Consider the following 16,636-nt stretch of genomic DNA (forward strand, 5'->3'; position numbering starts at 1 on the left):
TGAGAAGATCCCTTCGTCTAGAAGGATACATATAGAATAACAAATAGAAGATGTATGAAAACTGTGGTTTTTGTTTGATAAAGAACAAAAACGAACCAAAAACGCTCACCAACAATTAAGTAAAGCTCGTTATTGTGACAATGGTCACAATTTCATTGGTAAAGCACATTTCAAAAAGTTAACAAATCACTCAGAATTACCGCTAGGGCAAAACAACTTTAACAACTGAGTGTTGTTTCACAGACTAGGTTGAGTGATTTCGACTATCATCATTTTCGTTATGGAAAATAACCACTTACAAAACCTTTCATTTTCCCATCCGGTGGCATTAGTCAACCGGCAAGCTGTTTATAAAACCAAAAATGCCATCGGAGGCAAAATATGTTAAGTATTTTCAAGCCGGCACCTCATAGGTCCCGACTGTCAACAGAACAGATAGATCCAGTCTATCGTCGCTTACGTTGGCAAATTTTTATGGGGATCTTCTTTGGTTACGCGGCTTACTATCTGGTAAGGAAAAACTTTGCACTTGCAATGCCTTATCTGGTTGAGCAAGGTTTTTCCAAAGGTGAGCTCGGTTTCGCACTCTCAGGGATCTCTATCGCATACGGCATCTCCAAATTCATCATGGGCTCCGTATCCGACCGTTCTAACCCACGAGTCTTCTTACCTGCGGGTCTGATCCTCGCGGCTATTGTTATGCTGTTTATGGGTTTCGTACCCTGGGCAACGTCCAGTATCACTATCATGTTCGTACTACTGTTCTTATGTGGTTGGTTCCAGGGTATGGGTTGGCCTCCTTGTGGACGTACCATGGTGCACTGGTGGTCACAGAAAGAACGTGGCGGTATCGTTTCTATCTGGAACTGCTCACACAATGTGGGTGGTGGTTTACCACCATTGCTATTCCTGTTGGGCATGGCGTGGTTCAATGACTGGAAAGCAGCACTTTACATGCCAGCTTTCGCCGCCATTCTCCTTGCATTGATTGTATTTGCCCTGATACGTGATACACCGCAATCCTGTGGTTTGCCACCAATCGAAGAGTATAAAAACGACTATCCTTCTGATTATACAGATAAAAATGAAAATGAGTTGACAGCTAAACAGATTTTCATGCAGTACGTGTTACCGAACAAACTGCTGTGGATGGTTGCTATGGCTAACGTATTTGTTTATCTGCTACGTTACGGTATTCTTGACTGGTCACCAACCTATCTACGTGAAGCCAAGCATTTCGCACTGGATAAATCTTCATGGGCTTATTTCCTGTACGAATATGCCGGTATCCCAGGCACGCTACTATGTGGTTGGATGTCAGACAAAATATTTAAAGGTAACCGTGGTGCAACCGGTGTGTTCTTTATGACACTGGTCACTGTCGCAACTATCGTATTCTGGTTGAACCCACCAGGTAACCCCACTGTAGATATGGCTTGCATGTTGATTATTGGCTTCCTTATCTACGGCCCAGTGATGCTGACTGGTTTACATGCCCTTGAGCTGGCACCAAAGAAAGCCGCTGGCACAGCCGCCGGCTTCACTGGCTTATTTGGTTACTTAGGCGGCTCTGTTGCTGCAAGTGCTATCATCGGCTACACCGTTGACTTTTTCGGTTGGGACAGCGGCTTTATGGTAATGATTGGCGGTAGTATCTTGTCCGTTATTCTATTGCTAATCGTTACGATTACCGAAAAAAAACATAAACAAGAAATCGCCCAACAACATGGCTAACCTCTGTCATTAAACTGTGATATATCACTGATAATATTAATTAAGCCGCAGCATTATATATGCTGTGGCTTTTTTTAGCCTCTCAATTAAGAGATTATGTCAGTACGTGTTATTAACACAACCAAACTCACAGTTTAATGAGATAGATTTTATCTCATCGCTAAAACGGGGAAACACACATGCAAACTCCAATTAAAACAATGATAATGGGTATCATTTTAACTTCATCAATGTCAGGCATCACGCAAGCAGCAGATAAGATTGTTATCGCCCATCGGGGCGCAAGTGGATACTTACCTGAACACACTCTGCCGGCTAAAGCGATGGCTTATGCCGAAGGTGCTGATTATCTGGAACAAGATCTGGTCATGACTAAAGATGATGAACTGATAATCTTACATGACCATTACCTTGATCGTGTCACTGACGTTGCCAATAAATTCCCTAGCCGTGCTCGCCAAGATGGACGCTACTATGCCATTGACTTCACCTTGTCCGAAATCAAGTCATTAAAATTCACGGAAGGCTTCGATATTAAAAATAATCAACAGATACAAAGCTACACCAATCGTTTCCCGATGTGGAAATCTGATTTCCGAATCCACACTTTTCAGGAAGAGATTGAATTTGTTCAAGGATTAAACAAATCTACCGGCAAAAACATCGGTATTTATCCTGAAATCAAAGCACCGTGGTTCCACCAACAAGAGGGAAAAGATATTTCTACTAAGGTACTAGCCGTGCTAAAAGCGTATGGTTACACCAAGAAAAGCGACAAAATTTATCTGCAATGTTTTGATACCAACGAACTCAAGCGCATCAAAAACGAATTGGAGCCTAAGTTAGGCATGGATCTGAAACTGATTCAACTTATCGCCTACACCGATTGGAATGAAACTTATGAAAAACAATCAGACGGCAAATGGACAAATTACAGCTATGACTGGATGTTCAAACCCGGTGCGATGAGAGAAGTGGCACAATACGCTGATGGCATCGGCCCTGATTATCATATGATTGTGGCGGAGTATTCCACACCAACCAATATTAAGCTAACTAGTCTGGTAAAAGAAGCTCACACCAACAATCTGGAAGTCCATCCATACACGATTCGAGTTGATCAACTGCCTAAATACGCCACCAGCGGCGATCAACTGTTCGATATTATGTATAACCAAGCGGGCGTAGACGGTGTATTCACCGATTTTCCTGACTTGGGTGTGAAATTCCTGCAAAAACAGCATCAACATAAATAAGATGCAAACAGGGTGCCTTAATCAGCGCCCTGTTGCTTAATAATTACGCCTTACTTATCGAAAAGGCCATAACATCACTGAGCTTTTCAGCCCCCAAAGCCAACATCACCAAACGATCGACACCAATCGCCACACCTGCACACTCAGGCATTCCTTGTTTCAGGGCGCCAATCAGGTTTTCATCAATTGGTCGAACAGGTAAACCCAACGCTGCACGTTTACGGTTATCCCGTTCAAAACGCTGGCACTGCTCATTGCCATCAGTCAGCTCACGGAAGCCATTTGCCAATTCAACGCCTTTAAAATAGACTTCAAAACGCTCTGCAACTCGATGATCTTCTTTGCTGATTTCCGCCAAAGAAGCCTGAGAAGCCGGAAAATGGTAGATAAAAGTTGGTTTTTCAGTACCAATGTGCGGTTCAACACCAACAGCAAACAAAAGTTGTAATAAAGTATCCCGATCCTCTTCTATATCAGCAATATTACTCAGATCCAGCTTGGCGGCGATTTCACGCAGCTTTTCTTTCTCTGCTGATAGCGGATCAATATCCAGATAACGCAGGAAAGCTTGTTGATAAGAGAGTGATTCTGCACTTTCACAGTCAAGGATTTGTTGAAGTAAATCATCAACTTCATTCATCAAACGATACATATCATAGTGAGGCCGATACCATTCCAACATGGTAAATTCAGGATTATGATAACGACCCGCCTCTTCATTACGGAAACAGCGACCGAGCTGATAAATAGGGCCACTTCCTGCTGCCAGTAAGCGTTTCATGTGATATTCCGGACTTGTCATCAGATAAAGAGTCATACCATCTGCGGCACCTGGACCAACAAACTCCGTCTGAAAAGAAAACAATTGGATATCAGTCACTGTAAACTGACCTATCGCAGGTGTTTCAACTTCCAATACCCCACGATCTGCGAAAAAGCGCCGTATTCCTGCTAAAATAGTCGCTCGTTTCAACAAGTTGGCGATAGGTGCACTTGGCTGCCAGTTTGCTGTTTCGCTCATGTAAATGACTCCAAAATAAAACAAAACGTGCAGTCTACCTGCATCACACATATCAGACAAATTATTACCGCCTGATCATCCCGGAACAACTTAGCTTGTCTTATACTCGTTATCTTTCAAGTTGCCTCTTTGTTGGCTGCACTCGCTCACCCCGGTCACATCGTTATCTATGCTCCCGGGGATTCACTCCTTTGCCGTCGCGATCCATCTTGAAATCCATAGGGTATATATCACAACAAAGCCAATACCAGACAAAATCACTATTTACTCTAACAGAGTTATCAATCTAAAGTGGCAAAATCCGTCTATATTGGTTTTATCAGGCTTAATATAATTAATACCTTTTATACTAAGCCTAGTCAGATATTTTCCATTATCTGCCTTTAGCGCTATTACATTATCGTCAACATCTTCTACAGTAAACGTAGAAGAAGCATCAACATTCAATGCCGCCGCTTCAATATAATTACCACCAGGCCGAACAACCCGACTCAAATAGAGCCCATTGTCTGCCCGAAGTGCTATCGTATAAGCATCAAATAGCGTCACTACATATCGGGAAGAAGTACCAAGTGTATATCTTCCAGCCTGAATATAATTAATCTTTCCTTGACTGAATCGACTCAAATAAAGTCCATTATCTGCCATCAATGCGATAGTATGCTCTGATAATGCCATCATACTCTCCGTTTAAATATATACCCGTCATCTTTCAAGTTGCCTCTTTGTTGGCTGCACTCACTCACCCCGGTCACATCGTTATCTATGCTCCCGGGGATTCACTCCCTTGCCGCCGCGATGCATCTTGAAATCCATAGGGTATAATTAATTATAGAATACCATTTAAACCTCATATCGACTCTCTATGCCCATAGAAATAAAACTCCCTTGTTGAATATATACTACTACCGTTAAACAATAAAATGTATTCTCTCTTTATTATGGATGACATTGCCAATTATCACTTATAATTATTAAATGACCAGAAGCAATTATCATATTTAGATTAAAAGTAAGATATTATAAAGAAACTGAAAAATAATTTAAAATGATAATTATAATATGACCAGTCATACTAAAAATACATTATTAATCAAATTATTATTAAATATAATTAATATTTTATCTGGTGTATTAAGTGACTAATCCTATTTTAATAGTAAAAATAGTGGTCAGGTAAAATTGACCACCATAATATGATGTCAGCAAAGATCACAATTGTCTAATTACAGTTTTATAACTTTAAACTGGCAATATATATCTAGGTCGTATTTATCCGGTTTATACTCAAGATACTTCAAAGTGCATGTTTGAAAAACAATTATGTTGTTGAATTTAAATGTTTTTATATCTGACAGCTCAAGCATCTTGAAGTTCATTCGGTATATACAAGCAATACGATTATTAAACACCAAAATATATTTTGGTGTTTATTTTAAGTAATATAATTATTTAAGACTTAATTATAATATTCATTAAACACGAATAACTTTCACATTTAAATTATAAAACCATAAACTATAAATAAAATAAAAATCCATTTAAAATTATTAACTGCAACATTACCAAAGTAAAATAAAAATTTTAAATCTCGTTGCATTTAAATAATTTCTAATATCGACAAAAAAAATACCAAGCAAGCCAAATTCATATTGTATGGCTTTGATAATCAGCTCCACAAGTGATTCCCCTCTAGGTAATAGCTCTGTCGGTCAATGATAAATTAAAGTTACTAATTCCTGTCTTAGATCAAGTTTTAGTGATCAAATCCGACAAAATACCCTTTCATATCAAATTTATCTCACTTAGAACCCGTTATACTTAATTCAATACAAACAGTAATAAACAGCTTCCCTTGATCGTTAAAACACCGGATTTTACCTACAGAATGTTGTATATGAAAAATAACAACATTTAGGAAAGTTACGACGATTTTGCTTACTAATTAATTTCACTTAAACAATGGAGAAGCACAGTGCAAATCTTTAATGCCGATCTCGCGATTATCGGAGCCGGAGGCGCAGGTCTACGTGCCGCAATTGCCGCCGCTGAGGCTAATCCTCAGATGAAGATTGCTCTGATCTCAAAAGTTTACCCAATGCGTAGCCACACTGTGGCAGCGGAAGGTGGATCAGCAGCAGTCACCCAAGCTCACGACTCCTACGACTTCCATTTCAACGATACCGTATCCGGTGGTGACTGGTTATGCGAGCAAGATGTTGTTGAATATTTCGTCGAAAATTGCCCGACAGAAATGATCCAACTAGAACAGTGGGGCTGTCCGTGGAGCCGTAAAGAAGATGGTTCCGTCAACGTGCGTCGCTTTGGTGGTATGAAGATAGAGCGCACCTGGTTCGCTGCGGATAAAACTGGCTTCCACATGTTACATACACTATTCCAAACCTCCCTTAAGTATCCTCAAATTCAACGCTTTGATGAGCATTTTGTCCTCGATATTCTGGTAGATGAAGGACAGGTGCGTGGCCTAGTTGCGCTGAATATGATGGAAGGTACCAAAATTCAGATCAGGGCTAATGCCGTTATTATGGCAACTGGTGGCGCAGGCCGTGTATATCGTTACAATACCAACGGCGGTATCGTGACCGGTGATGGCATGGGTATAGCTTTCCGTCACGGCGTACCACTGCGTGATATGGAATTTGTTCAGTATCATCCAACCGGCCTGCCGGGTTCCGGTATCCTAATGACAGAAGGTTGTCGTGGTGAAGGTGGAATTCTGGTCAACAAAGATGGCTACCGCTATTTACAAGATTATGGCCTCGGCCCCGAAACGCCATTAGGCAAACCTGAAAACAAATATATGGAACTAGGTCCCCGTGACAAAGTTTCTCAGGCTTTTTGGCATGAATGGCGGGCCGGTCGTACTATCTCAACTCCACGTGGCAATGTGGTTTATCTGGATCTACGCCATTTGGGGGAGAAAAAATTACTTGAACGCCTCCCCTTCATCTGTGAATTGGCAAAGGCATATGTTGGTGTTGATCCAGTTAAAGAGCCCATTCCGGTCCGGCCTACTGCACATTACACTATGGGTGGTATCGAAACTGACCAGAAATGTGAAACCCTCATTAAAGGGCTGTTCGCTGTTGGTGAATGTTCTTCCGTTGGCCTGCATGGTGCAAACCGCCTTGGTTCCAATTCTCTGGCTGAATTGGTGGTCTTTGGCCGTCTGGCTGGTGAAGAAGCAGTAAAACATGTTCAACAAACCAAACCCGTTAATGACCGCACATTGGATGCCCAGGCACGTGATGTAGTCGCACGTTTGAACAACTTACTGAAACAAAAAGGGACGGAAAGTTGGTCGAAGATCCGTGATGAAATGGGTATCTCGATGGAAGAAGGCTGCGGTATCTATCGCACCCCTGAACTCATGCTAAAAACGATCGATAAGATTGCTGAACTAAAAGATCGCTTCAAAAGGGTGAAAATTACCGATAACACCAATGTGTTCAACACTGATCTACTGTACACCATTGAGCTTGGCTTTAGCCTGGATGTGGCTGAATGTATGATTCACTCTGCGATAAACCGTAAAGAATCCCGTGGCGCTCATCAACGCCTGGATGAAGGTTGTACCGAACGTGATGATGAAAACTTCCTAAAACATACGCTCGCTTTCTATAACCCTGAGAGTGTTCCTCGCCTAGAATACAGTGATGTGAAAATCACCAAATCCATACCCGCAAAACGTGTATATGGCGGTGAAGCCGCGGCACAAGAGAAAAAGTATAAGGAGCAGGAGAATGGTTGATATGAACACCCTGAAAATGGAGGTCATGCGCTATAACCCGGAAAGTGACCATAAACCCCATTTTATCACCTATGAGATTCCTTATGATGAGCAGACTTCTCTACTTGATGCCCTAGGTTACATTAAAGACAATCTCGCTCCCGATTTCTCTTACCGCTGGTCTTGCCGTATGGCTATCTGTGGTTCTTGCGGCATGATGGTTAACCGTGTGCCGAAACTGGCCTGTAAAACCTTCTTGCGTGATTATCCTCAAGGAATGAAAGTTGAAGCGCTGGCTAATTTCCCTATTGAACGTGACCTGGTAGTTGATATGACCCACTTCATTGAAAGCCTGGAAGCCATCAAACCATACATCATTGGGAATGACCGTAGACCTTCTGAAGGCCCAAATATTCAAACTCCAGCACAGATGGCAAAATATCATCAATTTTCCGGCTGTATCAACTGTGGCTTATGTTATGCCGCTTGCCCTCAGTTTGGTCTGAACCCTGAATTTATCGGCCCGGCGGCGATCACGCTAGCTCACCGTTACAACCTCGACAACCGCGACCACGGTAAGAAAAAGCGTATGCCCCAACTTAATAGCCAGAATGGGGTATGGAGCTGTACATTCGTTGGTTACTGTTCTGAGGTCTGTCCGAAACATGTCGATCCAGCAGCGGCTATCCAACAAGGCAAGATCGAAAGCGCGAAAGACTTCATGATCGCCATGCTAAAACCACAATAGGGGGAGAAAGAAAGCAATGACGACTAAACGCAAACCTTATATCCGCAGCATGACTCCCAACTGGTGGCAGAAACTGGGCTTTTACCGCTTCTATATCCTGCGTGAAAGTACCGCAGTTACGACTATGTGGTTCAGTATCTTACTGATATACGGTCTATTCGCTCTAAAAGGCGGCACCCAAAGCTGGGATGAATTTGTCACGTTCCTGCAAAATCCCGTCATCCTGCTGATTAATATCATTACTCTGCTAGGTGCTCTGCTGCATACTAAAACCTGGTTTGAGCTAGCGCCGAAAGCAGCTAACGTCGTGATAAAAGGCGAAAAGATGGGACCTGGGCCAGTAATCAAACTGCTATGGGCCGTCACTATTATCGTCACCACGATTATCTTAGGTATAGCCTTACTTTAACCTCAAGGAGGATCTAATGAATCAAATACCTAAACGTTCCGATGAACCGATTTTTTGGGGATTATTTGGTGCTGGTGGTATGTGGGGCGCAATTGTGGCTCCAGCCATTATTTTACTAGTAGCCATCCTTTTACCATTGGGAGTAGCACCGGAAGCGTTAAGCTACACACGAATTCTAGCTTTCTGTCAGAGCCTTATTGGTCGTACGTTCCTATTACTGATGATTATTCTACCACTATGGTGCGGTTCACACCGTATCCACCACGGTATGCATGACCTGAAAATTCATATCCCTGCGAGTAAATGGATTTTCTACGGCCTGGCAGCGATTCTGAGTGTTGTCGCTATCATCGGCGTTTTTACTCTGTAGTCGAATAGCAGCGAGCTGAACACTATTTCTGCAATGCAGCGGCATCTGGATAAGAGGCATGAAGCTACGACAAAAAGTCGGTATTTCTTGATAAAGAATATCCCATATAGAAGCTGCACTGCCAAAATGTGAAACCTTTGGAGTGCAGTTCACTATTAACTGGACAATTTCAGACCGATAATACCGGCGATAATCAGAGCAAAACTTAAAATCCTGGCAAAACTTGCAGATTCACCAAACACTATAATGCCAAAAATAGCGGTACCCACTGCACCTATTCCAGTCCACACCGCATAAGCTGTACCTATTGGTAAGCCTTTCATTGCATAAGCAAGCAATCCCATACTGAGCGCCACAGCACCGGCTGTAATAAGGCTCGGTATCAACCGGGTGAAACCATGAGTATATTTCAGGCCAACCGCCCAGACGACTTCAAATAAACCAGCAATAACAAGAACAAACCAGGACATATCAACGCCCCATAATAGTGTTGTGGAGTCGTCTCCAGAAAACGGCAGTATATCCAGGTCGTCCCGGATAACCATTAGAAACAGTGATAAATTATAGTTGTGTAAAATGGCAATATCAATAACACAATATTGTGAGCTCAAAAGACATAAATAGCTATGCCCTCTGTATAATCACCAATAAAGAAAACCACAGCCTGCTTCCAGAACTGCGGCTTTTATCAAATACCGTCGGTAATTATTTTACGCGAGAAACGTATTCACCAGAACGGGTATCCACTTTAATCACTTCACCAATTTGAACGAACAGAGGTACTTTAACTACAGCACCTGTGCTCAAGGTTGCTGGTTTACCACCCGTACCTGCGGTATCACCTTTTAGACCTGGATCAGTATCAGTAATTTCTAATTCAACAAAGTTTGGTGGAGTCACAGAGATAGGCTGACCATTCCACAGCGTCAGGATACACTCAGCTTGTTCTACTAACCATTTCGCATTATCGCCAACTGCTTTTTCATCAGCCGCTAACTGTTCGAAGGTTTCGTTATTCATAAAGTGCCAAAACTCACCATCGTTATATAGGTAAGTCAGGTTCATATCCATCACGTCAGCAGATTCTACAGAGTCAGTAGATTTGAAGGTCTTTTCCAGCAGTTTACCGGAAATCAGCTTACGAATACGAACACGGGCAAACGCCTGACCTTTACCCGGCTTCACGAATTCACTTTCAAGAATAGCGCACGGCTCACCATCTAACATGATTTTAAGACCTGAACGGAATTCATTGGTACTATAAGTAGCCATGGAGATCCTCTTTTAAACAAAATGGCTTAGCCAAAAAATGGCGCACATTATAACCCCAAAGATCATCATCAGAGAAGACTGGTTGAAACAACTTACAGATGTTATTACCGATCCTGATGAATTATTACAATTATTATCTTTAGATAAACACCCGAACTTGACCAAGGGGAGCGGCGCACGTCGCCTGTTTCCACTACGGGTACCCAAGGCTTTTGTTGCGCGTATGCAAGTAAGCGATCCTAATGATCCGCTGTTACTTCAGGTCATAACGACACCCGAAGAATTCACGCTTACGCCGGGTTTTTCTACCGATCCTCTGGATGAACAGCGCAGTGCTGTCCCCGGTCTATTACATAAATACCGTAATCGCGCACTGTTGCTGGTTAAAGGAGGATGTGCAGTTAACTGCCGTTATTGCTTCCGACGTCATTTCCCATACGAAGATAACAAAGGTAATAAACGCAATTGGCAACAAGCGTTAGATTATATTCAGCAACATCCTGAACTTGATGAGATTATCTTCTCCGGCGGCGATCCTTTAATGGCAAAAGATCACGAACTTGACTGGTTAATCAGCAATCTGGAAAAGATTTCTCATATTAAACGACTGCGTATTCATACTCGTCTGCCTGTGGTTATTCCTGCCCGGATCACAACAACGCTTTGCGATCGACTGGCACAATCGAGATTACAGGTGATCATGGTGACACATATCAATCATGCTAATGAGATCGACCAATCCTTACAGAACAGTATGATGTTGCTGAAACAAGCAGGTATTACGTTACTAAATCAAAGTGTGCTGTTACGCGGTATCAATAATCATTCTGATACTCTGGCTGACCTGAGCAATGCTCTGTTCGATGTAGGTATCCTACCTTACTACATTCACGTGCTGGATAAAGTACAAGGAGCCTCTCATTTTATGGTCAGTGATGAAGAAGCCAAGGCGCTTATCCGGGAATTGCTGACAAAAATTTCAGGTTATTTAGTACCACGTCTCGCAAGGGAAATCGGCGGAGAACCGAGTAAGACACCTCTTGATTTGGGATTAAGACAAAACTAACAAAAATTCATGCCCGGATACTTTTCAGCCGGGCATATCATTCAAATTCTGAATGCCATTACTGGCATTTATAAACTTGACCAATCATTTTACTGTCCAGTGGCGCAAAGCTCGATAACAGACTTTCACTCGGACTGGTGACGCCATAAATCACATTTCCCCCCATGACTGCGGCTTTATTGCGTAAATCATTGGCTGCCCCACGCATTGAGCTGCTTTCATTACTTACACCAGTCATCCAATTGCTTTGAGTACCTGTTACTTCACCTAATAACTGGCACTCGCTACCTGGCTTAGTATCAACAAATCGAACCTGTGAACCACCAGAAGTTAATTGGTTAGTAGTTGTACACCCTGCCAATAGTAACAATACTGAAGCACTGAGCAAAACTTTAATTCGCATGTTTTTCCTCACCCATTGTTGGAAATTCGACAATTAGTCATCAATATACCTTGTTGTACACCAATGTCGCAAAAAATAATTTATAAAGTCATCCTTCAGTAAAATGTTTAGGTCAAAAATATTTTATGCCAAGGTGAATGCAGTAAGAAAATAGAGAAAAATAATCGAATAAATAATATGAATAAGTTTGATAAATGCTTTATCTTCAAAAAACATCACTCATTAATCAATACATAAATTATTTATCAAAAAAGCCTTTTATCCATGATATTGACTACCAGATAGAGCACTAAAAATATTATTATATGCAATACTAAAAGTCATAATGTAAATATTTAACTAATTCATTAACCTCCTTACAGCAAGATCTTGAATAAACTTATAATAATCATCTGACATATATTTCCCGTTGGCATATTTATATTTATTTTTCTATCTGATAAATTCAATTCCCATGTTGCGAATGATATTAAACTTAAACCATCTCACTCAAAATACTATTAAAACATCTATCGACAGTTTTGATTTGATAATATCTCACGACAATTCTTTATTGAGCAATTATCTGACGTTATATCCCATAAAAATTCCACATATTAATAGGATTAAGACATTATACTTATACCCGTTATCTTTCAAGTTGCCTCTTTGTTGGCTGCACTCACTCACCCCGGTCACATCGTTATCTATGCTCCCTGGGATTCGCTCCCTTGCCGTCGCGATCCATCTTGAAATCCATAGGGTATATATGAATTTCATGTGGATTTTGTTGTGTGTAAATAATGATACTTTTTTAACATGGATGCAAAAAACTGTGCCCCATTTGGATAGAAATACCTCCATTGATACCACGATAATGGGCCATCAAACATTTTCGTGGCATCATATTTTCCGACTATCACCATCCATCACCAATGTGAATACGCTCTGTCAGATAGTCCAGAAATACCCGTATCCGTGATGGGAGTTGCCTACCTTGGCCGACAAAAACTGCATATATTTCTTCCTTATCGCCAGGATTATAGTTCTCAAGTACAGGTAGCAACAAACCGTTCCGAATATCAGCATCCACATGGAAACGAGCTAATCGTGCTAAGCCAAGTCCTGCTATTGCAGCTTTACGCATGGTTTCTCCATCACCAAGTAGCAAGTTCCCTGAAGGCAATTGTTGCCCACACTCTTCCGAATCGATGAAAGGCCAAGCTTTCATATGACGGGTAAAGCCAAAACCAAGTCGATTGTAGCGCCCCAGATCGCTAGGCATAGAGGGTATCCCCATCCTGTCAAGGTACGAAGGAGATCCCACCACAACCATTCGACTTGCCCCCAACTTGCGTACCATGAAGCATGAATCGTCCAGAGGACCGGTACGAATCGCCACATCGCTACGATCATCAAGTAAATCCACTATCAAGTCACATAATGAGATATCGAGAGTGATCTCTGGGTAGCGTTGCAGGAAATCCGGTAGTAAAGGCATCAAGCAATGTTTTCCAAACGCAACATGACAATTCACACGTATCCGTCCACGTAGCGCGGTTCCCTGATTTGCTTCTTGTTCTGCGGCTATGATGTCCTCCAAAATTCTGACACTACGTTCATAGAAAACAGAACCCTCAGCCGTTAATTGAAGTTTACGTGTCGTTCTATTCAACAGCCGTACACCAAGTCGCATCTCAAGCCGATTAATAAGCTTACTGACTGCTGATGGCGTCATGTCGAGCTTGCGAGCAGCGGCAGAGAGACTCTCCGACTCAATGACCTGAACGAATACAGCCATTTCGGTAGATCGATTAAATTTGTGCATAGATATTTGAATTATTTTCCAAAGTCCTATGAATAAATGAATTTTAGTCTAATAAACTCATTTTTTCTAAGTTTAAGGAAATATTTTTTTCCTTAAGAATTTCCCCTATGCCAAATCATCTTTATCACTTACTTACGCTTTTTAAGCTAATGAAGAGAACAATCACTTTGTAAAGCCATAGTTTCACATGGAGCAGGAGCAGAGTTGAACAAATTTTAACCACGGGTATAGCAGCACTACAGAAGGAAACAGAAGAAGAGAACGTTTAGCAAGAACAGTCTCTTGTATCGTTCATTGGAACATCAGCAAAAATAAAGTTGACGGGAAAGCACTTCAGCTATCCTAGTAGACTTATCACTTGGTAAACACGATGCCGTTTCATCACAATATTGGAGGCAACATCACTTCAACGTACATTTTTCATGAATATTACGGAAATACAGGCTTTCACCCCTATCTGAAATCAGACCCGGAGACCGATATCCAGGCTTGAACCTCAGCCCGGATATCGGATTTTTTTAAATGCTATTTTAGCGGGGTGGGAATATTCACCACGATATTAATCGATGGCCACTATTAATCCGGTGACCACTATTAATCGATGACCACTATGGACGTAACCCGCTCGGCTAGCGACCTACGCGGCTATTACATCATGCCGCCCATACCGCCCATGCCACCCATACCGCCTGCTGCACCTAAATCAGCTTTATCATCTTTAGGCAGATCAGTGATCATACATTCAGTGGTGATCATCAGACCAGCGATAGATGCTGCAAATTGCAGTGCAGAACGGGTCACTTTGGTTGGATCCAAAATACCCATTGCGATCATATCGCCATACTGTTCAGTCGTTGCGTTATAACCGTAGTTGCCTTCACCTGCTTTCACGCTGTTTGCGATAACAGATGGCTCTTCACCTGAGTTATCAACGATCTGACGTAAAGGAGCTTCCATCGCACGCATTGCAACACGGATACCTACGTTTTGATCTTCGTTATCGCCTTTCAGACCAGCAATAGCCGCTGCAACGCGAACCAGTGCAACACCACCACCAGCGACTACGCCTTCTTCTACTGCTGCGCGAGTTGCATGCAAAGCATCGTCAACGCGAGCGCGTTTTTCTTTCATTTCAACTTCTGTTGCAGCACCAACTTTGATAACAGCAACACCACCAGCCAGTTTAGCTACGCGCTCTTGCAGTTTTTCACGGTCATAATCAGAAGTGGACTCTTTGATCTGCTGATTGATCTGATTAACACGGCCTGCAATTGCAACTTCTTCACCAACGCCATCAATGATGGTGGTGGTATCTTTGTTGATAACGATACGTTTTGCCTGACCCAGATCTTCCAGAGTTGCTTTTTCCAACTCCAAGCCAATCTCTTCAGAAATAACATTACCGTTAGTCAAGACAGCGATATCTTGCAGCATAGCTTTACGGCGGTCACCGAAGCCAGGCGCTTTAACCGCAGCAACTTTGACGATGCCACGCATGGTATTAACAACCAGAGTTGCCAGTGCTTCACCTTCAACATCTTCAGCAACAATCAGCAAAGGCTTGCTTGCCTTAGCTACACCTTCCAGAACGGGTAACAGTTCACGGATGTTGGAGATTTTTTTATCTACCAGAAGAATATATGGGTTTTCTAATTCAACAGAACCGTTTTCTGGTTTGTTGATAAAATAAGGAGAGAGGTAACCACGGTCGAACTGCATACCTTCAACGACATCCAGCTCGTCTTCCAGGCCAGTACCTTCTTCAACGGTGATTACACCTTCTTTACCAACTCTATCCATCGCTTCTGCGATCAATTTACCCACAGTTTCGTCGGAATTCGCGGAGATAGTACCTACCTGAGCAATAGAGGTGGAATCTGAGCAAGGTACGGATAGCTTTTTCAGCTCTGCAACTGCTGCAACTACGGCTTTATCGATGCCACGTTTCAGATCCATTGGGTTCATGCCAGCGGCTACGGCTTTCAGACCTTCAGTAACAATAGACTGGGCCAATACAGTTGCAGTCGTTGTACCGTCGCCCGCAGCATCATTCGCTTTAGAGGCAACTTCTTTCACCATCTGAGCACCCATGTTTTCGAACTTGTCTTCCAGTTCAATTTCACGAGCGACGGTAACACCGTCTTTGGTGATTGTAGGAGCACCGAAAGATTTATCCAGCACAACGTTACGGCCTTTAGGGCCAAGGGTTACTTTTACTGCATCAGCAAGAATATTCACACCACGTAGCATCTTAACGCGAGCGTCGCTACCAAATTTTACGTCTTTAGCTGCCATTGTTTCTTTCCTTTAAATTCGTTCAGTTAAGAAGATCTAAGCGCAACAATTACGCTTCAACAATTGCCAGAATGTCGCTTTCAGACATGATCAACACTTCTTCGTTATCGATCTTCTCTGATTTAACACCGTAACCATCGTTAAAAATAACGATATCTCCAACTTTCACACACAGTGCTTTTACATCACCGTTTTCAAGGATGCGGCCATTGCCCACAGCCAAAACTTCGCCACGAGTGGATTTACCCGCAGCAGTGCCAGTCAGCACAATACCGCCAGCAGATTTTGATTCAACTTCTTTACGCTTGACGATTACACGATCATGCAATGGACGAATATTCATTGATAGCTCTCCTATAAGAAAGTCCATATCAGGTAAGAGGATTGATACCAGTACGCTTTCATTAAACCAGTATCATAATAAATTAAATGGGGACCTATTTATGATACTTCAAGGGCAGGCAAAAAAATATTTTACTTTTTTCTTGCCCACAGAAAAAAACC

Annotated in this window: 16 protein-coding genes; 7 read left to right on the forward strand and 9 right to left on the reverse strand. The window is 42.2% G+C overall.

Translation table 11 applies throughout. From position 1 onward, the window contains the following. The first annotated feature begins 381 nt into the window (after positions 1 to 381). Both glpT and glpQ read left to right on the forward strand, forming a co-directional pair. A complete protein-coding gene (gene glpT / locus LGZ98_RS16570; protein WP_113043726.1) occupies positions 382 to 1,734 on the forward strand; it encodes a glycerol-3-phosphate transporter in 1,353 nt (450 codons plus the stop codon). Positions 1,735 to 1,913: 179 nt separating this feature from the next. Next, positions 1,914 to 2,990, forward strand: a complete 1,077-nt coding sequence (gene glpQ, locus LGZ98_RS16575; protein ID WP_262978301.1) for a glycerophosphodiester phosphodiesterase — start codon at positions 1,914 to 1,916, stop codon at positions 2,988 to 2,990. A gap of 43 nt (positions 2,991 to 3,033) precedes the next feature. On the opposite strand, the gene epmA is transcribed toward glpQ, so the two are convergent. Both epmA and LGZ98_RS16585 read right to left on the reverse strand, forming a co-directional pair. Continuing rightward, on the reverse strand, positions 3,034 to 4,011 hold the full coding sequence (gene epmA / locus LGZ98_RS16580) for an elongation factor P--(R)-beta-lysine ligase (protein WP_113043728.1): 978 nt from the start codon (positions 4,009 to 4,011) through the stop codon (positions 3,034 to 3,036). A gap of 264 nt (positions 4,012 to 4,275) precedes the next feature. After that, the gene (locus tag LGZ98_RS16585; protein WP_113043729.1) at positions 4,276 to 4,689 is read right to left on the reverse strand and encodes a fascin domain-containing protein; all 414 of its coding nucleotides are present in this window, start codon (positions 4,687 to 4,689) and stop codon (positions 4,276 to 4,278) included. A gap of 1,297 nt (positions 4,690 to 5,986) precedes the next feature. Between LGZ98_RS16585 and frdA the strand changes: the two genes are divergently transcribed. The 4 genes from frdA to frdD are packed head-to-tail and all read left to right on the forward strand — an operon-like array spanning position 5,987 to position 9,289. Further along, positions 5,987 to 7,783, forward strand: a complete 1,797-nt coding sequence (gene frdA, locus LGZ98_RS16590) for a fumarate reductase (quinol) flavoprotein subunit (RefSeq protein WP_228900961.1) — start codon at positions 5,987 to 5,989, stop codon at positions 7,781 to 7,783. After that, positions 7,776 to 8,510 carry a succinate dehydrogenase/fumarate reductase iron-sulfur subunit gene (locus LGZ98_RS16595; RefSeq protein ID WP_262978302.1) on the forward strand — a complete coding sequence of 245 codons (735 nt, stop codon included), beginning with the start codon at positions 7,776 to 7,778 and terminating at the stop codon, positions 8,508 to 8,510. The genes frdA and LGZ98_RS16595 overlap by 8 nt, the downstream gene beginning before the upstream one ends. Positions 8,511 to 8,526: 16 nt before the next feature. Beyond that, entirely contained in the window at positions 8,527 to 8,919 is a 393-nt protein-coding gene (gene frdC, locus LGZ98_RS16600; protein WP_113043732.1) for a fumarate reductase subunit FrdC, read from the forward strand. Positions 8,920 to 8,935: 16 nt separating this feature from the next. Beyond that, positions 8,936 to 9,289, forward strand: coding sequence for a fumarate reductase subunit FrdD (frdD, locus tag LGZ98_RS16605; RefSeq protein ID WP_113043733.1), 354 nt, complete (start codon positions 8,936 to 8,938; stop codon positions 9,287 to 9,289). A gap of 155 nt (positions 9,290 to 9,444) precedes the next feature. On the opposite strand, the gene sugE is transcribed toward frdD, so the two are convergent. Both sugE and efp read right to left on the reverse strand, forming a co-directional pair. After that, positions 9,445 to 9,759 (reverse strand): quaternary ammonium compound efflux SMR transporter SugE, encoded by a 315-nt coding sequence (gene sugE, locus LGZ98_RS16610; protein ID WP_112895611.1) that lies wholly within the window; start codon positions 9,757 to 9,759, stop codon positions 9,445 to 9,447. 235 nt (positions 9,760 to 9,994) lie between these two features. Then, positions 9,995 to 10,561: an elongation factor P gene (gene efp, locus LGZ98_RS16615; RefSeq protein WP_036776062.1), complete on the reverse strand. Its 567-nt coding sequence runs from the start codon at positions 10,559 to 10,561 to the stop codon at positions 9,995 to 9,997. Positions 10,562 to 10,598: 37 nt separating this feature from the next. Between efp and epmB the strand changes: the two genes are divergently transcribed. After that, positions 10,599 to 11,627 carry an EF-P beta-lysylation protein EpmB gene (gene epmB, locus LGZ98_RS16620; RefSeq protein ID WP_113043734.1) on the forward strand — a complete coding sequence of 343 codons (1,029 nt, stop codon included), beginning with the start codon at positions 10,599 to 10,601 and terminating at the stop codon, positions 11,625 to 11,627. A 58-nt stretch (positions 11,628 to 11,685) separates the two neighbouring features. Here the strand turns inward: epmB and LGZ98_RS16625 are convergent, their stop codons facing one another. The 5 genes from LGZ98_RS16625 to LGZ98_RS16645 all read right to left on the reverse strand — a co-directional run bounded on the left by LGZ98_RS16625 (position 11,686) and on the right by LGZ98_RS16645 (position 16,475). Continuing rightward, positions 11,686 to 12,030, reverse strand: coding sequence for a DUF4156 domain-containing protein (locus tag LGZ98_RS16625; protein ID WP_011148248.1), 345 nt, complete (start codon positions 12,028 to 12,030; stop codon positions 11,686 to 11,688). 561 nt (positions 12,031 to 12,591) lie between these two features. After that, positions 12,592 to 12,789 (reverse strand): hypothetical protein, encoded by a 198-nt coding sequence (locus LGZ98_RS16630; RefSeq protein WP_262978303.1) that lies wholly within the window; start codon positions 12,787 to 12,789, stop codon positions 12,592 to 12,594. Between the two features lie 139 nt (positions 12,790 to 12,928). Beyond that, positions 12,929 to 13,810: a LysR family transcriptional regulator gene (locus tag LGZ98_RS16635; RefSeq protein WP_228900959.1), complete on the reverse strand. Its 882-nt coding sequence runs from the start codon at positions 13,808 to 13,810 to the stop codon at positions 12,929 to 12,931. A 675-nt stretch (positions 13,811 to 14,485) separates the two neighbouring features. Continuing rightward, a complete protein-coding gene (gene groL, locus LGZ98_RS16640; protein ID WP_112878243.1) occupies positions 14,486 to 16,132 on the reverse strand; it encodes a chaperonin GroEL in 1,647 nt (548 codons plus the stop codon). Positions 16,133 to 16,181: 49 nt separating this feature from the next. Further along, complete coding sequence (locus LGZ98_RS16645; RefSeq protein WP_036809429.1) at positions 16,182 to 16,475, reverse strand: co-chaperone GroES; 294 nt, start codon at positions 16,473 to 16,475, stop codon at positions 16,182 to 16,184. Positions 16,476 to 16,636 lie beyond the last annotated feature (161 nt).

The sequence above is a fragment of the Photorhabdus kayaii genome, assembly GCF_025384895.1.
GTDB lineage: Bacteria > Pseudomonadota > Gammaproteobacteria > Enterobacterales > Enterobacteriaceae > Photorhabdus > Photorhabdus kayaii.